Here is a 19933-nt window from a genome sequence, read left to right on the forward strand (position 1 = left end):
TCATGGAACTGCACCATGAGTTCACCGTCCCCGTCCCGGTCGACGACGCCTGGCGGGCGCTCCTCGACATCGAACGCGTCGCGCCCTGTATGCCGGGGGCGACCGTGGAGGACTACGACGGCAAGACCGTGAACGGCTCGGTGAAGGTCAAGGTCGGACCGATCACCGTGACGTACAAGGGCACCGCGGTGTTCGAGGAACAGGACGAGTCCGCCCACCGCATCGTCCTCATCGCCAGTGGCCGGGAGACCCGCGGCCAGGGCACCGCCCGCGCGACCGTCACCGGCACCCTCGCCGCCCAGGACGGCGGCACCGCCGTCTCGGTCCGCACCGACCTGACGGTGACCGGGCGTCCGGCGCAGTTCGGGCGCGGGGTGATGGCGGAGGTGGGCGACCGGATCATCGGCAGGTTCGCCGAGAATCTCGCCGCCCAGCTGAGCGAGGAGCCCGAGGAGCCCTCTCCCCCGGAAGACGAGCCCCTCGACCTGATCCACACCGCCGGCATACCGGTCGCCATGCGTGCGGCGCCGGCGGCCGTCGCTCTGCTCGCACTGGTACTGGCCGTACGACGGTGGCGGCGCGGCCGGCCGCGCGGATCCGGCACAGGTTGACTGGAACCATTCACTCGAAAACGCGCTCTCCATGGATGGCATGCGTCCCGCGGTCGGCGTTCCCGGACAGATACCGGAACCGGGAACTCAACTCTCGCGCGCGCAAGTTCACCCTGCAGTCCGACTATCGGCGGAGATCGTCAACGTTCACCTGATCGGTATGCGGAGCAGGCGGTGGGCGGAGCGAGAACCGTGATGTCGTCGGGTTAGCATCTGGCCACAAGCACCAGCACCATGACAGAAACGACAAGCGACCCAAGGGGGACCGAGCCTCATGCCGGTCAAGGTCAGCGTCGTCGTCCCCGTGTACAACCCCGGGGTTTACATCGAGGACTGCATCGCATCTCTGAAGAGGCAGTCACTGCCTCCGGACGAGTACGAAGTGGTCTTCGTCGACGACGGTTCCACCGACGGAACACCAGCCCGGCTCGATGAGCTCGCTGCCGAGGATTCCCGTGTCCGAGTGATCCACCAGGAGAACTCCGGGTGGTCGGGCAAGCCTCGCAATGTGGGGATCGCCGCGTCCCGGGGCGAGTTCGTCATGTTCGTCGACAACGACGACTACCTCGGCGACGAAGCCCTGGAGCGGATGTACGACTACGGCGTGGCCAACGGCGCGGACGTGATCGTGGGGAAGATGGCCGGCAAGGGGCGTCCCGTCCCCGTCGAGCTCTTCCGCCGCAACCACCCGCACGCCTCCGTCGAGAACGCGCCACTCATCGACAGCCTCACCCCGCACAAGATGTTCCGCCGGGCCTTCCTCGACGACATCGGACTGCGCTTCCCCGAGGGCCGGCGGCGCCTCGAGGACCATGTCTTCATCGCCGAGGCGTATCTGCGCGCGGACAACGTCTCCGTGCTCAGCGACTACGTCTGCTACTACCACGTACGCCGCGACGACGCCTCCAACGCCGGTTTCCAGCAGTTCGAACCGGCGGGGTACTTCAAGAACCTGCGCGAGGCCCTCGACGTCGTCGAGACCTACACCAAGCCGGGCGAACTCCGGGACCGCCTCTTCCGTCGCTGGCTGCGCAACGAGATGGTCGAGCGGATGCGCGGCAAGCGCCTGCTGGCGCTGCCCGAGGACTACCGTCGCGCCCTGTTCGCGGAGATCCACTCGACCGTCGTCGAGCGCTTCGGTCCCGGCGTCGCGGCCGGGCTCCCGCCGACACAGCACGTCGTGGCCGCGCTGATCGCCGCGGACCGCTACGACGACGTCGTCGCCTTCGCCGAGTGGGAGGCCGGCATCGGCCTGCGGGCCGTCCCGGAGGGTGTCGAGTGGCAGGACGGCACGCTGCGGGTCGCCCTGCGCACCGAGTTCACCTCCGGCGGCGCGCCGATGGTCTTCCCCGCCCATGGCGCCCCGGCCACCGGCGGCCCGCCGCTGGACGCCGCCGAGGCCATCGCGTGGGTGTCCGCCGACTCCGTCGCGCGATTCGACAAGACCACCGGTGACCTGCTGCTGCGCGAACGCGCCAGCTCCGCCCAGCACTTCCAGCCGGTGAAGGTCACCCGTGAGACGGTGCCCGAGGGCGACGCCGGACGCGTCCGCATGGTGCTGCGCGTGACGGCCACCGTCGACCCGGCCACCGCCGCGGACGGCGTGCCGCCGGCCGGCGGACTGTGGGACGCCTTCGTCCGCGTCCGCCTCGGCGGATGGACCAAGGAGTGCCGACTGGGCCCGGCCCCGGTCGAGGACCGGCCCACCCCCCAGGCGGCCCTGGCGGGCGGCCGTACGGTCCTGCCGTACTGGACGAATCCGCACGGCAATCTCGCCCTCGCCGTGGACCGCGCGCCCGAGCGCCTCGGTCTGGACCGGGTCACGCCCGGGACCGTCACCGTCGCCGAGGACCGGCTCCACGCAGCAGTGCCGCTGCACGTCTCCGGCGAGACCAAGGTCGTGCTGCGGCTCGGCTCCACCCGGATCGTGGACGTGCCGGGCACCCTCTCCCCCGCCACGGACGAGCCGGGTGCGGTGCTGGAGGCCGAGCTGCCCGTCGCGGAACTGAGGGGCGCCTCCTGGCGGGTCGCGCTGAACCCCGTCCCGGACGCGACCGAACCCCGCCATCTCGTGCTGCCGTTCGCCCTGCGGGTCACGGGCGACACGGTCCGCGCGGTGCGCGCGCCCAACCCCGGCGGTCTGGAGCGGCTGGCCCGCCGGGTGCGCCGCAAGCTCGGCAGGGTGCTGCGCGGCGCGGCATCCCGGATCAAGAACGGCAGGAGGTAGCGGCGTGCGACCGCTGGGCATAGAGGGCGCCTGGGTGCTGGAACCCAAGGTGTTCCCGGACGAGCGGGGCAGTTTCCACGAGTGGTACCGCGGCGAGGAGTTCCGCGAGGCCACCGGGTACGACCTGTCGCTGGCACAGGCGAACTGCTCGGTCTCCAAGCGGGGCGTGCTGCGCGGGGTGCACTTCGCCGACGTGCCGCCCGGACAGGCCAAGTACGTCACGTGTGTACGCGGTGCGGTCCTGGACGTGGTGGTGGACATCCGCGTCGGCTCCCCCTCCTACGGCAGCTGGGAGGCGGTGCGGCTCGACGACGACACGCGGCACGCCGTGTTCCTCGCCGAGGGGCTCGGGCACGCGTTCATGGCGCTGACCGACGACGCCACGGTGGTGTACCTGTGCTCGACGGGGTACGCGCCGGGGCGTGAGCACGGAGTGCATCCGCTCGACCCGCAGCTGGGCATCGCCTGGCCCGAGGGGATCGAGCCGGTGCTGTCGGAGAAGGACGACCAGGCGCCGTCCCTGGCCGAGGCGGAGCGGTCCGGGCTGCTGCCGTCGTACGCGGAGTGCTCCGCCCACTACGAACGGCTGCGCACGGGGACGCCCGGCGGCTGACCGGCGCCCGAGCCATCAGCAGTGGGCCCCGTCCGCCGGCCGACCGGAGGACGGGGCCCACTGCTGTCGTGCCGCCATCGCGGCCCGGCGTACTACGACGTCTTCGTCGCCTTGGCGTCGGTGGCGTAGCGGGCCTTGAGGGCCTGGCGCTTGTTGCTGCCCTCGGCGTTGACGCCCTTCTCGATGATCACGAGGTTGTGGAAGAAGTGCACGCCGACGATGTTCTTGTCGGTGTACGTGGGCTTGTAGTCCTCGTCCACGAACTCCTCGTAGTTCAACCCGTCCGTGAGGCGCTTGAGCAGGCCCATGCTGGTGTCCGGGGAGTCGAGGTCCTCGCTGCCCATCCACTCGGGCCAGTACGAGCTCTGGGTGTCCTCGACCACGTAGATCCCGCCGTCGCTGAGCAGCGGGAACAGGGTCTTGAACGTGGTGATGACGTGCGGGCTGCGGTGGCTGCCGTCGTCGATGATGACGTCGAGCTTGCCGATCTTGCCGGCGATGGAGAGCAGCGAGTCGGGGTCGGACTGGTCGCCGATGTAGGTGGTGATCCGGTCCTCGTCCACGAAGGACTTGTCCTGGATGTCGACACCGTGGATCTGCGCGTTCGGGAAGAAGGCCTTCCACATCCGCAGCGAGGCGCCGCCCTGACCGGCGCGGGCGTAGCCGCCGATGCCGATCTCCAGCAGGTTGAACTCCTTGTTCTTCAGGTGCTGGAGGTAGCGCTGGTAGTGCTGCGCGTACTTGTGGGCGCCCCACTTGTCGGTCTTGAAGTGCGCGGCCAGCTTGCACAGGTCGCCGGAGATCGCGGCGACGCCCGTGAGCGGCTTGGGCTTCGGCTGGGGGCCGACCGTGCGCTGCTTGACCTTGCGCAGCGTCTGCCAGCCGCGCTCACCGACGACGGGTTTGACGGCCTTCTTCACGGCCGACTTGATCGACATGCTCCCAAATCTCCCTCTGTGGTGGTCAAGCCAGGGACGGGAAGGCCGCTGTCAGCGCCTCCCGCCAGTCTCGGATGGGGGCGAGGCCGGCCTGCTCCCAGCGCGCATGGCCCAGCGCGCTGTAGGCGGGGCGGGGCGCGGGCCTGGGGAAGGCGGCGCTGCCCACCGGCCGTACCCGGTCCGGGTCGGCCCCGAGGTGCCGGAACACCTCACGGGCCAGTCCGTACCAGCTGGTCTCGCCGGAGCTGGTGGCGTGGAAGACACCGCTCACGTCCTGGCCGAGCCGGGGGCCGAGGTCGGCGATGCGATTCGCCACGTCCGCGCTCCAGGTGGGCTGGCCGCGCTGGTCCTCGACGACGTCGACGGTGTCGCGGGAGCCCTCCAGCGCGATCATGGTGCTGACGAAGTTGCGGCCGTGGGCGCCGTAGAGCCAGGCGGTGCGCAGAACCGCGCCGGTTTGGGGCAGGGTCTCCAGGACCGCCTGCTCGCCGGCCAGCTTGGTGCGGCCGTAGGCGGTGCGCGGGCCGGTGGGGTGGTCCTCGGGGTACGGGGTGCTGCGGGCGTCGCCGGCGAAGACATAGTCGGTGGAGACGTGGACCAGACGCGCGCCCTGGGCCGCGCAGGCGCGGGCGAGGTGGCGCGGGCCGTCGCCGTTGATGCGCAGCGCCTGCTTCTCGTCGGTCTCGGCGTCGTCGACGGCCGTGTACGCGGCGCAGTTGACCACGAGGTCGGGGCGCTGTCCGGCGAGGGCGGCGTCGACGGCGTCGGGGTCGGTGATGTCGAGCGCGGCCCGGTCCAGGGCCGTCACCTGCTCGCCGCGGCGGGTCAGTTCGTCGACGGTGTCCCGGCCGAGCATGCCGCCCGCCCCGGTGACCAGCCACTTCATCCGTGCTCCTGGGCGACGCGTCGCTTCAGCGGCTCCCACCAGGAACGGTTCTCCCGGTACCAGGCGACGGTCTCGGCGAGGCCGGTCGCGAAGTCGTGCCGGGGCTGGTAGCCGAGCTCGGTGTGGATCTTGGTCCAGTCGACGGAGTAGCGCAGGTCGTGGCCCTTGCGGTCCTCGACGTACTCGACCATGTCCCAGTCGGCGCCGCTCGCTTCGAGGAGCAGCCCGGTCAGTTCCTTGTTGCTCAGCTCGGTGCCGCCGCCGATGTTGTAGACCTCGCCGGCCCGGCCCTTGGTGCGCACCAGGTCGACGCCCTGACAGTGGTCGTCGACGTGCAGCCAGTCGCGGACGTTGCGTCCGTCGCCGTAGAGGGGGACCTTCAGGCCGTCGAGGAGGTTGGTGATGAAGAGCGGGATGACCTTCTCGGGGAACTGGTGGTGCCCGTAGTTGTTGGAGCAGCGGGTGACCCGGACGTCCATGCCGTGGGTGCGGTGGTAGGCGAGGGCGAGCAGGTCGGAGGAGGCCTTGGAGGCGGAGTACGGCGAGTTGGGCTGGAGCGGGTGGCTCTCGGGCCAGGAGCCGTGCTCGATGGAGCCGTAGACCTCGTCGGTGGAGACGTGCACGAACGGGCCGGTGCCGTGTCTGAGGGCCGCGTCCAGCAGGGTCTGGGTGCCGACCACGTTGGTCATCACGAAGTCGGTCGCTCCGGCGATGGAGCGGTCCACATGGGACTCGGCGGCGAAGTGCACGACCTGGTCGGCGTCGGCCACGAGCTTGTCGACCAGCTCGGCGTCGCGGATGTCGCCCTGTACGAACTCCAGCCGGGGATGGTCGAGTTCGAGGTTGTCCAGGGTGCCCGCGTAGGTGAGCTTGTCCAGCACGGTGATCCGGGGCGCGTCAGGTGTCTCGACGGCGAGGAGTCTGCGCACGTACTGGGAGCCGATGAAGCCGGCGGCGCCGGTGACGAGGAGATTCATGAATGGATCTGCACCTTGCTGTGGTCTCCGAGCACGAGGCGGTGGGCACTGGGCATACCGGTCGTCGGGGTCACTTCGACGTGACGGCCGATGAGGGAGGACTCTATACGTCCCACGCCCTGGATCGAGGAGTCCCGCAGCACGATCGAGAACTCCAACTCACTGTCCTCGATGCGGCAGTTCTCCGCGACCGAGGTGAAGGGGCCGACGTAGGAGTCGCTCACGACGGTGCCGGCGCCGAGGATCACCGGTCCGACAACACGGGAGTTGGTGACCCGCGCCCCCTCCTCGACGACCACCCGGCCGACGAGGTCGGACCCTTCGTCGACCTCGCCGTCGACGCGGTGCTCGATGGTCTCCAGGACGGTGCGGTTCACCTCCAGCATGTCGCCGACGTTGCCGGTGTCCTTCCAGTAGCCCTTGATGACCGTGGAACGAACGTCGGCGCGGACGTCGATGAGGTGCTGGATGGCGTGGGTGATCTCCAGTTCGCCGCGCCAGGACGGTTCGATGGCGCGGACCGCGTCGTGGATCGCGGGCGTGAACAGATAGACGCCGACCAGGGCGAGGTCGCTCTTGGGCGTCTCGGGCTTCTCCTCCAGCCCGATCACCTGGCCCGCGGCGTCCAGTTCGGCGACACCGAAGGAGCGCGGGTCGGGCACATGGGTCAGCAGGATCTGGGCGTCGGGCCGGTTGCCGCGGAACTCCTCGACCAAGGCGGCGATGCCGCCGACGATGAAGTTGTCGCCGAGGTACATCACGAAGTCGTCGTCACCGAGGAAGTCCCGTGCGATCAGCACCGCGTGGGCCAGTCCGAGCGGACGCTCCTGCGGGATGTAGGTGACTTCCAGACCGAACTTCGAGCCGTCACCGACGGCTTCCTCGATCTCGGCGGCGGTGTCTCCGACGATCACTCCGACTTCGGTGATCCCGGCGGCCGCGATGGACTCCAGGCCGTAGAAGAGGACGGGTTTGTTGGCCACGGGCACGAGTTGCTTGGCCGAGGTGTGGGTGATCGGCCGCAATCGCGTACCGGCGCCACCAGACAGGACAAGAGCCTTCATTTGGTTCACCTTAGTCTGGTTCGCCGGTAACGGACCGTTCGCGATATGGCTTGCATGTTATGAAAGCCCGTGGTGACACGGGGTCTTTTCGATCAACTCGCGATGTGTTCGATCAGTTCCCGGTGCACTCGTACGAGTGGTCAGTCCTCACCTCGCACGATGTTGCCCTCCGTGGACAGGCACACGGTGGACGAGCCGTCGGATTCCACGACGGCCGGCACGCAGGTCCGCATACCGGCCCGCTCACGCAGCCGGCGGGCCCTGGCCCAGCCCGTCTCGGGCCGGCGGGCGACGGGTTTCTCAAGAATGTGCGCGGTCACGACGGTTCATCTTCCTTCTGCTGCACGGAGCTCTCGGATGTTCGGAGTTCTTGGACACCGGGTACCCCCTCGGCGCTCCTCGGCACTCACCGGTCCAGTGAGATCTCGCTCCAGACCTGCTTGCCGCCGCTGACCGGCACCGTCCCCCAGGTGTCCGACATGGCCTCGACGAGGAGGATGCCGCGGCCGCCGGTGGCCTCCCAGCCGATGCTGGTCGCCCTGACGGGGGTGCGCGGCGAGGAGTCGGCCACGGCGACGCGCAGCCGGTGGTTGACGAGGGTGAGGTCGAGACGGACCCGGCCGTCGGTGTGCACGAGCGCGTTGGTGACGAGCTCGGAGACGATCAGCAGCACGGCGTCCAGGGCGTCGCCCGACACGCCCCAGGTGCGCATGGTGCGCCGGGTGAAGCGGCGGGCGTGGCCGACGGCCTGCGGGACCCGCCACACGGTCCAGCTCTCGCGCTGCGGACGCGAGGCCATGCCGTCGTAGCGCACGAGAAGCAGTGCGACGTCGTCGCTGCGGCGGGCGTTGCCGAGCAGGGCGTCGGCAACGAGTCCGAGGTGGGCGGGGTCGGAGACGGACAGTTCGTGGGCGAAGCGGTCCATGCCCTCGTCGATGTCGGCGTCGGCGGACTCCACCAGACCGTCGGTGGTCAGGGCGACGAGGGTGCCGGGCTGGAGCCGGAGCGGCGTCATGGGGAAGTCGGCCTGCATGACCACACCGAGCGGCGGGCCGCCGTCGGCCTCGGAGATCTCGGTACCGCCGTCCGGGTGACGCAGCACGGGCGGGAGGTGGCCGGCGCGGACGTACCAGGCGGACCCCTCCTCCATGTCGATGTCGACGTAGCAGCAGGTCGCGAAGAGATCGGTCTCCATGTCCATGAGGAGCCGGTTGGCGTGCGAGACGACGACGTCCGGCGGGTGCCCTTCGACGGCGTAGGCCCGCAGGGCGGTGCGCATCTGGCCCATCAGGGTGGCGGCGCCCGCGCTGTGGCCCTGGACGTCGCCGATGACGAGGGCGACGTGGTTGTCGGGCAGCGGGATCACGTCGTACCAGTCGCCGCCCAGCTCCAGGCCCGCGGTGCTCGGCAGATAGCGGGCGACGGCCATCGCGCCGGGCAGCTTGGGCAGGCGGCGCGGGAGCAGCTGGCGCTGGAGCATGCCGACGAGCTCGTGCTCGGCGTCGAAGGCGTGGGCCCGCATCAGGGCCTGCCCGGCCAGGCCGGCGGAGGCGGTGAGCAGGGCACGTTCGTCGGGGCCGAAGTCGTGCGGGGCGTCCCAGCCGATGAGACAGGCGCCCGCCATGCGGCCCGCGCCGGGCAGTGGCAGCACGGCGAGGCCGCCGGGGCCGACCTCGGCGAGGGCGGGTTCCAGGGCGGTGCCGGCGGGCCAGATCTGGGCGCGTCCCTCGCTCAGGGCGGCGGCCAGGGTGGGCATCGCGCGGACGGGCGCGTCGGGCCACTCGGTGCGCCACTCCAGGCGCCACAGCTCGGGCCAGGACTCCGGTTCGGGCGGGTCCAGGACCGTCACGACGAGCCGGTCGCCCTCCAGCTCGGCGAGCGCGATCCGGTCGGCCTGGAGCGGCTTGCGCAGGGCGGCGACCACGGCCTGGCTGACGTCCCGGACGGTGCCGGCGGTGGCGAGGGCCGCCGCCAGACGCTGGACGCGGGCCACGTCGGTGATGTCGGAGCGCAGGGTGGAGGCGTCGGCGACGGTGCCCACCAGCCGGGCGGGCCGTCCCGCGCCGCCCGGCAGAAGGCGGCCGCGGAGTCTGAGCCACTTGGGTGGACCGGTGGGCTGCAGGACCCGGAACTCCAGCTCGCGGTCGCCGATGGACATGTGGTCGGCCTCGACGACCGACATCAGGGACGGCAGGTCCTCGGGCACGGTCAGCGCCAGCAGGGTCTCGACGCGGCCGTCGAAGTCCTCGCGGCCCATGCAGAACAGATCCAGGATGTCGACGCCGACCTCGACGCGTCCGGTGTCCATGGCGAGGGCGAACGCGTTGGCGGGCAGCTCCTCGCCCTCGGCGGGCCGGGCCGGAGCGGAGTAGGCCACGGCGTCGGCGATGAGTTCCAGGCATGCGCGGTCGTCGGCGTCGAAGCCCTCGGGGCGCTCGCTCACCGCGACCAGACAGCCTCCGCCGCCGTCGCCGCGGGCGGGCAGGGCGGCGAGGCAGAACTCCCCCGCCGGCGTGCGCCGCGACTCGGCGGCCTCGGCGAGCTCCTCGGGGCCGAGCCAGGCGGCCTTGCCGGTGCGCTGGACGTCGGCGACCGGGGAGCCGCCGGCCGTGGGATAGCCGTCACGCAGGCCGTACAGCGTCCGCGGCACCCCGACCGACTCCGTCAGACACAGCAGCTCGCCGTCCGCGCTCGGCGCGTACAGGGCGGCGAAGGAGGCGTGGGCGAAGACGAGCACCTGCTCGAGGACCCGGCGCAGCCGTTCGGGCGAGCCCGGATCGGCCGTGACCGCTTTGAGGGCGATTTCGGCACGCGGCGTTCCCGTTCTGCGTCCCGCAGCGCCCTCACTGACCACGTCCGCCATTACAGCGCTAATGAGACACCTGCGCAGCCCCTGTGACCGTTCCGTGGAGTGTCTGCGGTGACCGCGCTCGAAACCCACCGAACAAGTCTTGACGCATGCGTTCGTCACAGTGATCTCGTGACAGCCGTTACTGTCCGTGCCCACCGCCTCCGCAGCAAGCTCGTTGCCGGGCCATGGAGGGGGTCGTATGGACAAGCGGTACGAGGTGTACGCGCTCGCCGACCGGCACTTCTACGAGACGCCGGACCGGCTGTCCGCGGGGGTGGCGCAGGCGGCGCCGCTGTACGAGACGGCGCGGCGCGAGGTGCCCGAGGGCTGGCACACGGCGCGGATCGGCGACTGGCTCTCGCTGACGCCGCTCGGCCCGGACGGCGCGCCGGCGCCGGGGCCGTCCCAGGGCTGGAAGATCCACGCCTCGGCCACCCGGGCGAACGCGGAGCGGATCGCGCGGACCGTGTGGGACTACTGCGTGCCGCGGCGCATCGGGTTCAAGTTCGTGCCGGGTCCGCACCTGCTGCATCTGCGCAACACCAAGTACGCCTCGCGCGACACCAGCGGCAAGTTCGTCACGATCTACCCGGTCGACGAGGAGCAGCTGCACACCGTGCTGCGCGAGCTGGGCCGGCTCCTGGAGGGGTGCGAGGGGCCGTACATCCTGACCGATCTGCGCTGGTACGACGGTCCGCTCTACGTCCGGTACGGCGCGTTCGCCCGCACCTTCGTCGTCGACGAGCGGGGGACGCTGGTGCCGGCGGTCCGGGACGGCGAGGGGAAGCTGATCCCGGACCGGCGGGCGCCGTCCTTCCAGGTTCCCGAGTGGGTGACGCTGCCCGCGTTCCTCGAGCCGCATCTGGCGGCGCGGAACACGACGACGGTGGGTGACCTGCCGTACCGGATCGAGAAGGCGCTGCACTTCTCCAACGGCGGCGGGGTCTACTCGGGCACCGACACCCGGGACGGCAGCAGGGTCGTGCTCAAGGAGGGACGGCCGCACGCGGGGCTGGCGGCGGACGGGGCGGACGCGATCACCCGGCTGGAGCGCGAGAAGTACGCCCTGGAGCAGGTCGCGGGCACGGGTGTGGTCCCGGAGGTACGGGACTGGTTCACGCTCGGTGACCACCGGTTCCTCGTCATGGACTTCCTGGAGGGACGCCCGCTGAACTCGTTCTTCGCCGAGCGGCATCCGCTGCTCACCCCGGATCCGGATCCGAAGGCCGTCGCCGACTACACGGCGTGGGCGGTGCGTATCCACGGGGCGGTGGAGCGGGCGGTGGCGGCGGTGCACGCGCGCGGGATCGTCTTCAACGACCTGCACGTCTTCAACATCATGGTCGGCCCCGACGAGGAGTCGGTGTCCCTGCTGGACTTCGAGGCGGCCGCGCCGGTCTCCGAGAACGGCCGCCAGGTGGTCGCCCACCCAGGGTTCTACGCCCCGCCGGACCGTACCGGCATCGACGTCGACCGGTACGCACTGGCCTGTCTCAGGATCGCCCTGTTCCTGCCGGTCACCTCCCTGTTCGTGGTCGACCGGGGCAAGGCGGCCCATCTGGCGCAGGTGATCAGCCGTCAGTTCCCGGACGTGCCACGCGAGTTCCTCGACGAGGCGGTCGCGGAGATCACGCGGGACACGGCGGCGCCGCCCGCCCCGTCCTACGTGGAGCCCGGCGACTGGCCCCACAGCCGCGACTCGATGGTCAAGGCGATCCTCGCCTCGGCCACACCGGAACGCGAGGACCGGCTCTTCCCCGGCGACATCGCGCAGTTCTCCGACGGCGGCGGCCTGGGGCTCGCGCACGGTGCGGCCGGGGTGCTGTACGCGCTCGACGCGGTGGGCGCCGAACGGTACGAGGAGGGCGAGCGCTGGCTGCTGGCCCGCACCGCCCCGCCGCCGACCGGCACCCCGCTCGGGCTGTACGACGGGCTCGCGGGCGTCGCCCATGTCCTGGACCGGCTGGGGCACCGGCAACGCGCCCTGGACCTGATCGAGTCGATCCTCGCCGAGCGCTGGCAGAACCTCTCCTCCGACCTGCACGGCGGACTCGCCGGACTCGGCCTGGTCCTGGGCGAGTTGGCCGACCGGACCGGCGAGACGGAGCTGCGGGACCGGGCCGCGGAGGCCGCCGACGTCCTCGTACGCCGTCTCGCGGAGCCGCCCCCGGACACCCCACGGCGGCGCCGGTCCGGGCTGCTGCGGGGTGCGAGCGGGTCCGCGCTGTTCCTGCTGCGGCAGTACGAACGCACCGGTGAGTCGCGGCTGTTGGCGGCGGCCGGGGTGGCGCTGCGCCGCGATCTGGCGTGCTGTGTGACGCACCCGAGCGGCTCGCTGGAGGTCGACGAGGGCTGGCGGACGCTGCCGTACCTCGGCGACGGCAGCGCGGGCATCGGGCTCGTCCTGGACGACTACCTCACCCATGTGCCCGACGCCGAGGGCGAGTTCGAGGCGGTCCGGGCCGGGATCCTGACCGCCGCCACCTTCCGCTTCTACGCGCAGCCCGGTCTCTTCCAGGGCCGCGCCGGACTGATCCTGCATCTGTCCCGCACCAAGGACGCGCGGCTCGCCGGACAGATCTCCGATCTCGGCTGGCTGTCGATGTCCTACCAGGGCCAACTGGCCTTCCCCGGGCACCAGATGATGCGGCTGTCGATGGACCTGGGCACCGGAACGGCAGGGTGCCTGCTCGCGCTCGGCGCGGCCCTCGACACCGGCGCGGATGCCCAACTGCCGTTCCTGCCGCCCCTCGGGCGGCCCCCACAGCGCGGTTCCGCGATCTGACGGAGCCGTGACCCAACCCCGTCCCCACGGGTGGACGACACCGAAGGAAGGAAGAAGACATGGCACTTCTCGACCTCCAGACGATGGAATCCGACGAGCACACCGGCGGCGGCGGAGTCAGCAGCCTCAGCGTGCTCTCCTGCATCAGCGCGGCGAGCATCACGCTCTGTCTCTGACCGGCAGCGTGCGGCCCTAGGCCCCGGGCGGTCCGCTCCCGCGAGGGAGGGGGCCGCCCGGAGCCCCGCACACCGAGGGGTGGCATGGCTGAGGACGTCCACACACCGCACGGGCCGTTCGGCCCGGCCCCCGTCCGCGTACTGGCCCTGTGCCTGGCGAGCACGGCGGCGACCGGAGCCGGTCTGCTGCTGCCCGCCGCGCTGGGCCGCGCCCTGGACCTGCTCCTCGCCGGGACCCCGGCGACCCGCTGGGTGCTGTACTGCGCCGCACTCGTCCTGCTGACCGCTCTCCTCGACGCCTGCGAGACCGTGCTCGGCGGCACGGTCGACGCCCGCACCACCGCCTGGCTGCGCCGCCGCCTCACCTCTCATGTCCTGGCCGTCGGCCCGCGCGCCACCACCCGCTTCGGGCCCGGCGACCTCGTCGCCCGCCTCGTCGGCAACGCCGCCCAGGCCGGCACCGCGCCGACCGCCCGGGCCGCCCTGCTGGCGGCGCTGGCCGCACCGGTCGGCGCCCTGGTGGCCCTCGCCCTCATCGATCCGTGGCTCGCCGCCGTGTGGCTGGCCGGCGCACCGGTACTGGTGCTGCTGCTGCGCGCCCTCGCCCGCGACACGCAGGACTGCGTGACCCGCTACCAGGAGGTGCAGGGGCGGATCGCGGCGGCGCTCTCCGAAGCCGTCGGCGGACACCGCACCATCGCGGCGGCCGGCACGGCGGACCGGGAGACGGCGCGGATCCTGCGGCCGCTGCCCGAACTCTCCCTGGCCGGGCACCGTATGTGGCGGGTGCAGGGGCGGGCCGCCGGCCGGTCCGTCGCCGTGGCACCGCTGCTCCAGCTCGGCGTCGTCGCCGTCGCCGGCTACCTGCTCACCCGGCACCGGCTGACGGTGGGCGAGGTGCTCGCGGCCTCCCGGTACGCGGTGCTCGCGACCGGCGTCGGCGTCCTGGTGGGACAACTCGCGGGCCTGGCCCGGGCCCGGGCCGCCGCCGGACGCCTCGACGAGGTGCTCGCGGAGCCCGCCACCGAGTACGGGAAGCGTCGACTGCCCGCCGGGCCCGGCCGGTTGGAGCTGCGCGGCGTGACCGCCCGGCGCGGCGGACGGACCGTCCTCGACGGGGTGGATCTCGTCGTGCCGGGCGGTTCGACGCTCGCCGTGGTCGGCCGGTCGGGTGCCGGGAAGTCGCTGCTGGCCGCGCTCGCCGGGCGACTCGCCGACCCGGACGAGGGAGAGGTGCTGCTCGACGGGGTGCCGCTGCGGGAGCTGACCCATGACGCGCTGCGCGGGTCGGTCGGCCACGCCTTCGAGCGACCCGCCCTGCTGGGCGGCACGCTGGAGGAGGAGATCGGCCTCGGCCTCGCCTCGCCCTCCCCCGCCCGGATCCGGGCAGCGGCCCGCGCGGCCCACGCGGACGACTTCGTGACCCGGCTGCCCGCCGGATACGCCACCCGCTGCGCCGACGCCCCGCGCTCCGGCGGGGAGTCCCAACGCCTCGGCCTCGCCCGGGCGTTCGCCCACGGCAGCCGACTCCTCGTCCTCGACGACGCCCTGTCCAGCCTCGACACCGTGACAGAGGCCCGGATCAGCCGGTCCCTGGTGGGCACCGGCACAGACGGCACCCGCCTCCTGATCGCCCACCGAGCAGCCACCGCGGCCCGCGCGGACACGGTGGCCTGGCTGGACGAGGGACGCGTACGGGCGGTCGGACGGCACGAGGAGCTGTGGGCACTGCCGGGATACCGGGCGGTGTTCGCGGGCGAGGAGGAGGCGGCGTGACGAGCACGGGGGCGGACGCGCCGAACGGATCCGAGGGTTTCCGGGCGAAGCCCCAGGCCGGGCTCCGGGGTCCCGGGCTGCGTTTCCTGCGTGATCGGCGGCGGGTCGTGGTCAGGCTCGGGGTCTGGTCGGTGCTGGAGACCGGGCAGACCTTTCTCACCGGGTACGCGCCCGCCCGCGCCCTGGACGAGGGGTTCCTGGCGGGACGGCCGGGCCCGGGACTCGCGTGGCTCGGTGTGGCCGGCCTCGGGGTTCTCCTAGGGGCGTTCGGCACGGTGCGGGTGTACGCCGCGGTCGCCGAGCTCGTCGAGCCGCTCCGGGACCGACTGGTCGCGCGGGTCGTGGCGCGCGGGGTACGGGAGGGGGATGCCGGGGCGCTGTCGGGGCTCACCCAGCAGGCCGAGATCGCCCGGGACACCTTCGCCGGACTGGTGATGGTGTCCCGTTCCTTCGTCTTCACCGCCGCCGGTGCCCTGGTCGGCCTGTTCTCGCTCGCCCCGCTGCTCCTGCTGGTCGTCGGGGTGCCGCTGCTCGCCGGAGTGGCCCTGTTCGCCGCGACGCTGCGCCCGCTGGCCCGCCGCCAGGAGACGTTCCTGGTGGCCGACGAGGCGTTGGCGGAACGGCTCGGCGCCGTGTGCCCGGGGCTGCGGGACATCACCGCGGCCGGCGCGGAGGACAGGGTCGCGTCCGACACGGGGCAGCGGATCGACGCCGAGCAACGGGCCGCGTGCGCCCTCGCCCGCTGGAGCGTGCTGCGCGTGGCGTCCCTCGCGATCGGCGGCCAACTGCCCATCGTGCTCCTGCTCGCCACCACCCCCTGGCTCCTGGCCCACGGCGTCACCGCGGGCGCCCTCGTCGGCGCCCTCGCCTACGTCACCCAGTCCCTCCTGCCCGCCCTGCGCAACCTGGTCCACGGACTGGGCACCAGCGGATCACGGCTGGTCGTCGTGATCCGCAGGTTGCGCAGGGACGACTCCGAGCAGCCGGGCAACACGCCCGTGAGCGCGCCCGCCCCACAGCCCGGCGCCCCGTCCGAGCCAGCCGGCCCGGCCGTGGCCATGCCCGCCCCTCACCTCGGTCCGACACCCAAGACTGCCGATACGACCGGCTCCGCCCGCGCCTCGCTCCCTGGCTCCACTCCCGAGACAGCAGCCCCGGACGTGAGCGCGCCCGCTCCGCACTCCGGTGCGACACCCAAGACAGGCGACACGACCGGCTCCACTTCCGTCCCTCTCCCCGGCGCCCGTCCCGAGACAGGCGGCCCGACCGTGAACGCGCCCGCCCCGGTCGGGCCCCCCGGCGCCCCCGCCCTCTCCCTCACCTCCGTCACCTTCGCCTACGGACCCGCCGCCGCCCCCGTCGTCCAGGATCTCGACCTGGTCCTCCCACCCGGCGCCCACCTGGCCGTCGTAGGTCCCAGCGGTATCGGGAAGTCCACGCTCACCGCGCTCGTCGCCGGGCTCCTGGAGCCTGGGCAGGGTGCGATCGGGGTGTGTGGGTATGCGGTGCCCGGGCCGGAGGCGGCCGCGCGCCGGGTGCTGATTCCGCAGCAGGCGTACGTGCACACCGGAACCCTCGCCGAGAACCTCGGGCAGCTGCGGTCGGACCCGGTGCCCGAGGGCGAACTGCTCGCCGCGGCCCGGGCGGTGGGGCTGCTGCCGCTGATGGAGAGGCTCGGCGGACCGGCGGCGACGGTCGATCCGGCGGCGCTCTCCGCGGGCGAGCGGCAGCTCGTCGCGCTGACCCGGGCCTATCTGTCGTACGCCCCGCTCGCGCTGCTCGACGAGGCGACCTGCCATCTGGACCCGGAGGCCGAGGAGCGGGCGGAGCGGGCCTTCGCCGAGCGGCCCGGCGGCACCCTGGTGGTCGTGGCGCACCGTATGAGCTCGGCCCGCCGCGCCGACCGGGTGCTGGCCATGGACGGCCGGGAGACGGCGTACGGGACGCATGAGGAGCTGATGCGTCGCTCGGCGCTCTACCGGGATCTCGTCGGCAGCTGGACGCCCGTGTCGTCAGAGCCAGCCCTCCCCCTGCGAGATCCGGATCGCGTCGACGCGGTTGCGGGCCCCGGTCTTGCGGGTGATGGCCGCCATGTAGTTGCGCACCGTCCCGTGGGACAGATGCAGGCTCCCCGCGATCTCCGCGACGGAGGCGCCCTCGGCGGCCAGGACTAAGACGCTCAACTCCCGTCTGGTGAGCGGCATCTCGGCGGCCTTGAGGAAGCCGAAGCCCAGCGAGTCATCGACGAAACGTTTCCCTTCCGCGACGCTGCGAATTCCGCGCACCAGGCGTTCCGGCGCGCCCTCCTTGTCGACGTAGCCCAGCGCCCCCGCCTCGGCCGCGCGCTTGAGGAGCCCCGGCCGGTTCGCGCTGGCCAGGACGAGGAGGCCGGGCGGTGTCGCGTCCGGCCCGCGTGCGCACAGTTCGCGCAGCGGAGGGATGCCGTAGCTGTCCGCGCACTCCAGGTCGGCCGCGCAGACGTCCGGCGCCACGGTTCGCAGCCGGCTCGGCGCGCTGCGCCACGGGGCGTCGAACACCCCTAGGTCCGGCTCCCGGCGCAGCCACTCCGCCAGGACCGATCTGACCAGACACTCGTCGTGCACCAGAAGAACCCGGATCACTGCCCGTCCCTTCGACTCACCGTTCGGCGGTTCCTTGGGTGAGGACGCGTGCCCCATTGTTCGCGACCCGCACCTGTCGCGGGCGCGAGGAACCGGCCAACAGGGTGCGCGGGGGCGCACACCCGGAGCCCGTACGCCGCCGCGCGCTTCGACTGTGGGGGGTGGTCCGGGGCCGAGGGGGTAGGCGCGGGGGTTCGCGTTCGCGTGGACGCACGAACGGTCCGGTCCTCCCGCCGGAGGACCGGACCGTGTCCGTGGACCCGCTGCTGGAGCGGGGTGTGTCAGTGGTTCTCGTTCAGCCCGGAGTTGTCCTCGGCGCCCGCGCCGGCGTCCTCGCCACCGACCTCCTGGCCACCGACTTCTTCACCGCCGACCTCCTGGCCGCCGACCTCCTGGCCGCCGACTTCCTGACCGCCGACCTCTTCACCGGCACCGGCTTCCTCGCCCGCGCCCGCTCCGGCTTCCTCGCCTGCTCCGGCCTCTTCACCGGCACCGGCGCCGGCCTCGTCACCCGCGCCGGCCTCTCCGCCGCCGCCCGCCGCGTCACCCGCGCCGAGCGTCGCACCGACCGCCTGGAGCGCGGTGGTGACCGGCTGGAAGAAGGTCTCGCCGCCGACCGTGCAGTCGCCGCTGCCGCCGGAGGTCAGGCCGATGGCCAGTCCGTCCTGGGTGAACAGCGAGCCGCCGCTGTCGCCGGGTTCGGCGCAGACGTCGGTCTGGATGAGCCCGGTGACCGTGCCCTCCGGGTAGTTGACCGTGGCGTCGAGTCCGAGGACGGAGCCGTCGGCGAGCCCGGTCGTGCTTCCCATTCTGAAGACCTGGAGACCGACCTCGGCGTCCGCGGCCTGGGAGATCTGCACGGTCTGGTCGCCGACGTTGACCTCGCTCGGCGCGACGGTCGCCGGGTCGTCGTACTTGACCAGGGCGAAGTCGCCGTCACCGGGGAAGGTGGCCTGGTCGACGGTGGCGATCGGCTGACCGCCCTCCGCGTCCGCCCACTGCTCCGCCGCGACCCCGCAGTGACCGGCGGTCAGGAAGGCGGGGGTGCCGTCGCCCGCGGTGACGTTGAACCCCGCCGAGCAGCGGGCGCCGCCGGCGAAGATGGCGTCGCCGCCGGAGAGGAACGTCTTGAAGGTGCCCGCCGACTTCTTGATGGTGGCCATGCCCGAGCCGAGGCTCTGGACGGTCGACTCGAGCTGGTCCCACTTGCCGCCGGTGACCGTGCTGTCGGCGGTGACGAGGATCTTGTTCGTGCGGGGGTCGACGGCCCAGGCGGTGCCGGGGATGGTCGCCTCGGTCTTCAGCGTCTGCGCGCCGGCCGCCAGGTCGTCGAGGCTGTTGTCGACCTCGCGCACCTGCGCGCCGGCCTTCTTCGCCTGGACGATGACGTTGTTGTTGTCGCCCGATATGACGTTGACGACGAGCTGCTTCTGGTCGGCGTCGTAGTACGAGCCGGCGAACGCGTCACCGAGCAGTTGCTCGAGCTGCGAGGCGAGGTCCGAGGCGTCCGACGCCTTCAGAGTCTTGGGGGCGGCGGCCTGGTCCGAGGCGCCGTCCTGGGACGCGTTCGCCTGCGGCAGCAGAATTGCGGCTGCTCCGAGCGCCACCACGCTGCCCGCTGCGAACGCGGCCTTGCGCTTCGGAATTCGCTTGTGACTCAAAACTCTCGACCTCCTGAAGGACGGGGTCAGTGCCGCCGGTCGTCGGCGGCCTTTCGGGGCGCCTGGATGGCAGTGGGTACGCAGGAGTCACGTGGGGCGTTCAATTCCGTTTGCAGGCAATCTCTTTACGCGATCGTGAATCGGCCAGGGTCCGCGTCCGGCGGGCGGGGAGCGGGAACAATCCCCCATATGACGATGACCACCGCCGAAGCCGACAAGATCCTCGCCGACAACTTCGCCCCTTGGGTGCTGGCACTGGGCCTCACCGTCGAGGCCTTGGGCGACCGCCGCGCCACCCTGCGTCTGCCCTGGTCGGACCGCCTGTCGCGGGAGGGCGGGGCGTTGTCGGGGCAGGCGCTGATGGCCGCCGCCGACACCGCCACCGTGATCGCCGTCTCGGGGGCGCGCGGCGCCTACGGACCGATGACGACGGTGCAGCAGTCGACCTCGTTCCAGCGCGCGGTGTCCGGTTCGGATGTCTTGATCGAGGCGGTCGTCACCAAGCTGGGCCGGCGCATGGCGTTCGCGGACATCACGATGACCGACGCGGAGTCGGGCGAACTCGCGGCACACGCGAGCACGGTGTACGCACTACTGGGCTGACACGGTCCGCGATCGATCGGCAACGGTCCGTTCCGAACTCCGCGCTGAATCCTGGCTTCAGCGAATCTGCACATCCAATACTCAACGAAGTCACCGGGCGCGACGCTTCTGCACAAGCGCCCGCGGCCGCCCACGTCATTGGGG

At 72.1% G+C, this 19933-nt stretch carries 15 protein-coding genes and 1 pseudogene; 8 read left to right on the forward strand and 8 right to left on the reverse strand.

The window, feature by feature from the left end:
• Positions 1-2 precede the first annotated feature (2 nt).
• The 3 genes from ABKA17_RS05970 (at position 3) to rfbC (ending at position 3451) form a co-directional block, all read left to right on the forward strand.
• Positions 3-611, forward strand: coding sequence for an SRPBCC family protein (locus ABKA17_RS05970; protein WP_353690799.1), 609 nt, complete (start codon positions 3-5; stop codon positions 609-611).
• Between the two features lie 274 nt (positions 612-885).
• Positions 886-2838, forward strand: coding sequence for a glycosyltransferase family 2 protein (locus ABKA17_RS05975; RefSeq protein ID WP_353690800.1), 1953 nt, complete (start codon positions 886-888; stop codon positions 2836-2838).
• A gap of 4 nt (positions 2839-2842) precedes the next feature.
• Positions 2843-3451 carry a dTDP-4-dehydrorhamnose 3,5-epimerase gene (rfbC, locus tag ABKA17_RS05980; protein ID WP_353690801.1) on the forward strand — a complete coding sequence of 203 codons (609 nt, stop codon included), beginning with the start codon at positions 2843-2845 and terminating at the stop codon, positions 3449-3451.
• 92 nt (positions 3452-3543) lie between these two features.
• On the opposite strand, the gene ABKA17_RS05985 is transcribed toward rfbC, so the two are convergent.
• From ABKA17_RS05985 to ABKA17_RS06010, 6 genes are all read right to left on the reverse strand, one after another.
• Entirely contained in the window at positions 3544-4389 is an 846-nt protein-coding gene (locus ABKA17_RS05985; RefSeq protein WP_353690802.1) for a class I SAM-dependent methyltransferase, read from the reverse strand.
• A gap of 25 nt (positions 4390-4414) precedes the next feature.
• Positions 4415-5275, reverse strand: coding sequence for a dTDP-4-dehydrorhamnose reductase (rfbD, locus tag ABKA17_RS05990; protein ID WP_353690803.1), 861 nt, complete (start codon positions 5273-5275; stop codon positions 4415-4417).
• Positions 5272-6252, reverse strand: coding sequence for a dTDP-glucose 4,6-dehydratase (rfbB, locus tag ABKA17_RS05995; protein ID WP_353690804.1), 981 nt, complete (start codon positions 6250-6252; stop codon positions 5272-5274). The genes rfbD and rfbB overlap by 4 nt, the downstream gene beginning before the upstream one ends.
• Positions 6249-7316, reverse strand: a complete 1068-nt coding sequence (locus tag ABKA17_RS06000) for a glucose-1-phosphate thymidylyltransferase (RefSeq protein WP_353690805.1) — start codon at positions 7314-7316, stop codon at positions 6249-6251. Before ABKA17_RS06000 ends, rfbB begins: the two co-directional genes overlap by 4 nt.
• A 140-nt stretch (positions 7317-7456) precedes the next feature.
• Complete coding sequence (locus tag ABKA17_RS06005) at positions 7457-7636, reverse strand: hypothetical protein (protein WP_353690806.1); 180 nt, start codon at positions 7634-7636, stop codon at positions 7457-7459.
• A gap of 86 nt (positions 7637-7722) precedes the next feature.
• Positions 7723-10179, reverse strand: a complete 2457-nt coding sequence (locus ABKA17_RS06010) for a SpoIIE family protein phosphatase (RefSeq protein ID WP_353690807.1) — start codon at positions 10177-10179, stop codon at positions 7723-7725.
• A gap of 187 nt (positions 10180-10366) precedes the next feature.
• On the opposite strand from ABKA17_RS06010, the gene lanKC reads away from it, so the two are divergent.
• The 4 genes from lanKC to ABKA17_RS06030 all read left to right on the forward strand — a co-directional run bounded on the left by lanKC (position 10367) and on the right by ABKA17_RS06030 (position 17078).
• Complete coding sequence (gene lanKC / locus ABKA17_RS06015) at positions 10367-12952, forward strand: class III lanthionine synthetase LanKC (RefSeq protein WP_353690808.1); 2586 nt, start codon at positions 10367-10369, stop codon at positions 12950-12952.
• A 59-nt stretch (positions 12953-13011) separates the two neighbouring features.
• Positions 13012-13128, forward strand: a complete 117-nt coding sequence (locus ABKA17_RS06020; RefSeq protein WP_353690809.1) for a SapB/AmfS family lanthipeptide — start codon at positions 13012-13014, stop codon at positions 13126-13128.
• Positions 13129-13212: 84 nt separating this feature from the next.
• Complete coding sequence (locus tag ABKA17_RS06025; protein WP_353690810.1) at positions 13213-14904, forward strand: ABC transporter transmembrane domain-containing protein; 1692 nt, start codon at positions 13213-13215, stop codon at positions 14902-14904.
• A gap of 77 nt (positions 14905-14981) precedes the next feature.
• Positions 14982-17078, forward strand: coding sequence for an ATP-binding cassette domain-containing protein (locus ABKA17_RS06030; protein ID WP_353691599.1), 2097 nt, complete (start codon positions 14982-14984; stop codon positions 17076-17078).
• On the opposite strand, the pseudogene ABKA17_RS06035 reads toward ABKA17_RS06030, so the two are convergent.
• Positions 17001-17582: pseudogene (locus ABKA17_RS06035) on the reverse strand (LuxR C-terminal-related transcriptional regulator); the annotation flags it as partial. The gene ABKA17_RS06030 and the pseudogene ABKA17_RS06035 sit on opposite strands and share 78 nt — an antisense overlap.
• Before the next feature lie 224 nt (positions 17583-17806).
• The gene (locus ABKA17_RS06040) at positions 17807-19186 is read right to left on the reverse strand and encodes a S1 family peptidase (protein WP_353690811.1); all 1380 of its coding nucleotides are present in this window, start codon (positions 19184-19186) and stop codon (positions 17807-17809) included.
• A 189-nt stretch (positions 19187-19375) separates the two neighbouring features.
• Here ABKA17_RS06040 and ABKA17_RS06045 point away from each other — a divergent pair, with 189 nt between their 5' ends.
• Complete coding sequence (locus ABKA17_RS06045; RefSeq protein WP_353690812.1) at positions 19376-19789, forward strand: PaaI family thioesterase; 414 nt, start codon at positions 19376-19378, stop codon at positions 19787-19789.
• Positions 19790-19933: the final 144 nt, after the last annotated feature.

The organism is Streptomyces sp. RG80 (assembly GCF_040446465.1).
Taxonomy (GTDB): domain Bacteria; phylum Actinomycetota; class Actinomycetes; order Streptomycetales; family Streptomycetaceae; genus Streptomyces.

What these genes read in the sequence shown, in the direction of transcription:
- ABKA17_RS05985 (WP_353690802.1), bottom strand. Translation starts at nt 4,389, where the DNA reads ATGTCGATCAAGTCGGCCGTGAAGAAGGCCGTCAAACCCGTCGTCGGT.
- ABKA17_RS05975 (WP_353690800.1), top strand. Translation starts at nt 886, where the DNA reads ATGCCGGTCAAGGTCAGCGTCGTCGTCCCCGTGTACAACCCCGGGGTT.
- ABKA17_RS06010 (WP_353690807.1), bottom strand. Translation starts at nt 10,179, where the DNA reads ATGGCGGACGTGGTCAGTGAGGGCGCTGCGGGACGCAGAACGGGAACG.
- ABKA17_RS06020 (WP_353690809.1), top strand. Translation starts at nt 13,012, where the DNA reads ATGGCACTTCTCGACCTCCAGACGATGGAATCCGACGAGCACACCGGC.
- lanKC (WP_353690808.1), top strand. Translation starts at nt 10,367, where the DNA reads ATGGACAAGCGGTACGAGGTGTACGCGCTCGCCGACCGGCACTTCTAC.
- ABKA17_RS05970 (WP_353690799.1), top strand. Translation starts at nt 3, where the DNA reads ATGGAACTGCACCATGAGTTCACCGTCCCCGTCCCGGTCGACGACGCC.
- ABKA17_RS06045 (WP_353690812.1), top strand. Translation starts at nt 19,376, where the DNA reads ATGACGATGACCACCGCCGAAGCCGACAAGATCCTCGCCGACAACTTC.
- ABKA17_RS06025 (WP_353690810.1), top strand. Translation starts at nt 13,213, where the DNA reads ATGGCTGAGGACGTCCACACACCGCACGGGCCGTTCGGCCCGGCCCCC.
- ABKA17_RS06000 (WP_353690805.1), bottom strand. Translation starts at nt 7,316, where the DNA reads ATGAAGGCTCTTGTCCTGTCTGGTGGCGCCGGTACGCGATTGCGGCCG.
- rfbD (WP_353690803.1), bottom strand. Translation starts at nt 5,275, where the DNA reads ATGAAGTGGCTGGTCACCGGGGCGGGCGGCATGCTCGGCCGGGACACC.
- rfbB (WP_353690804.1), bottom strand. Translation starts at nt 6,252, where the DNA reads ATGAATCTCCTCGTCACCGGCGCCGCCGGCTTCATCGGCTCCCAGTAC.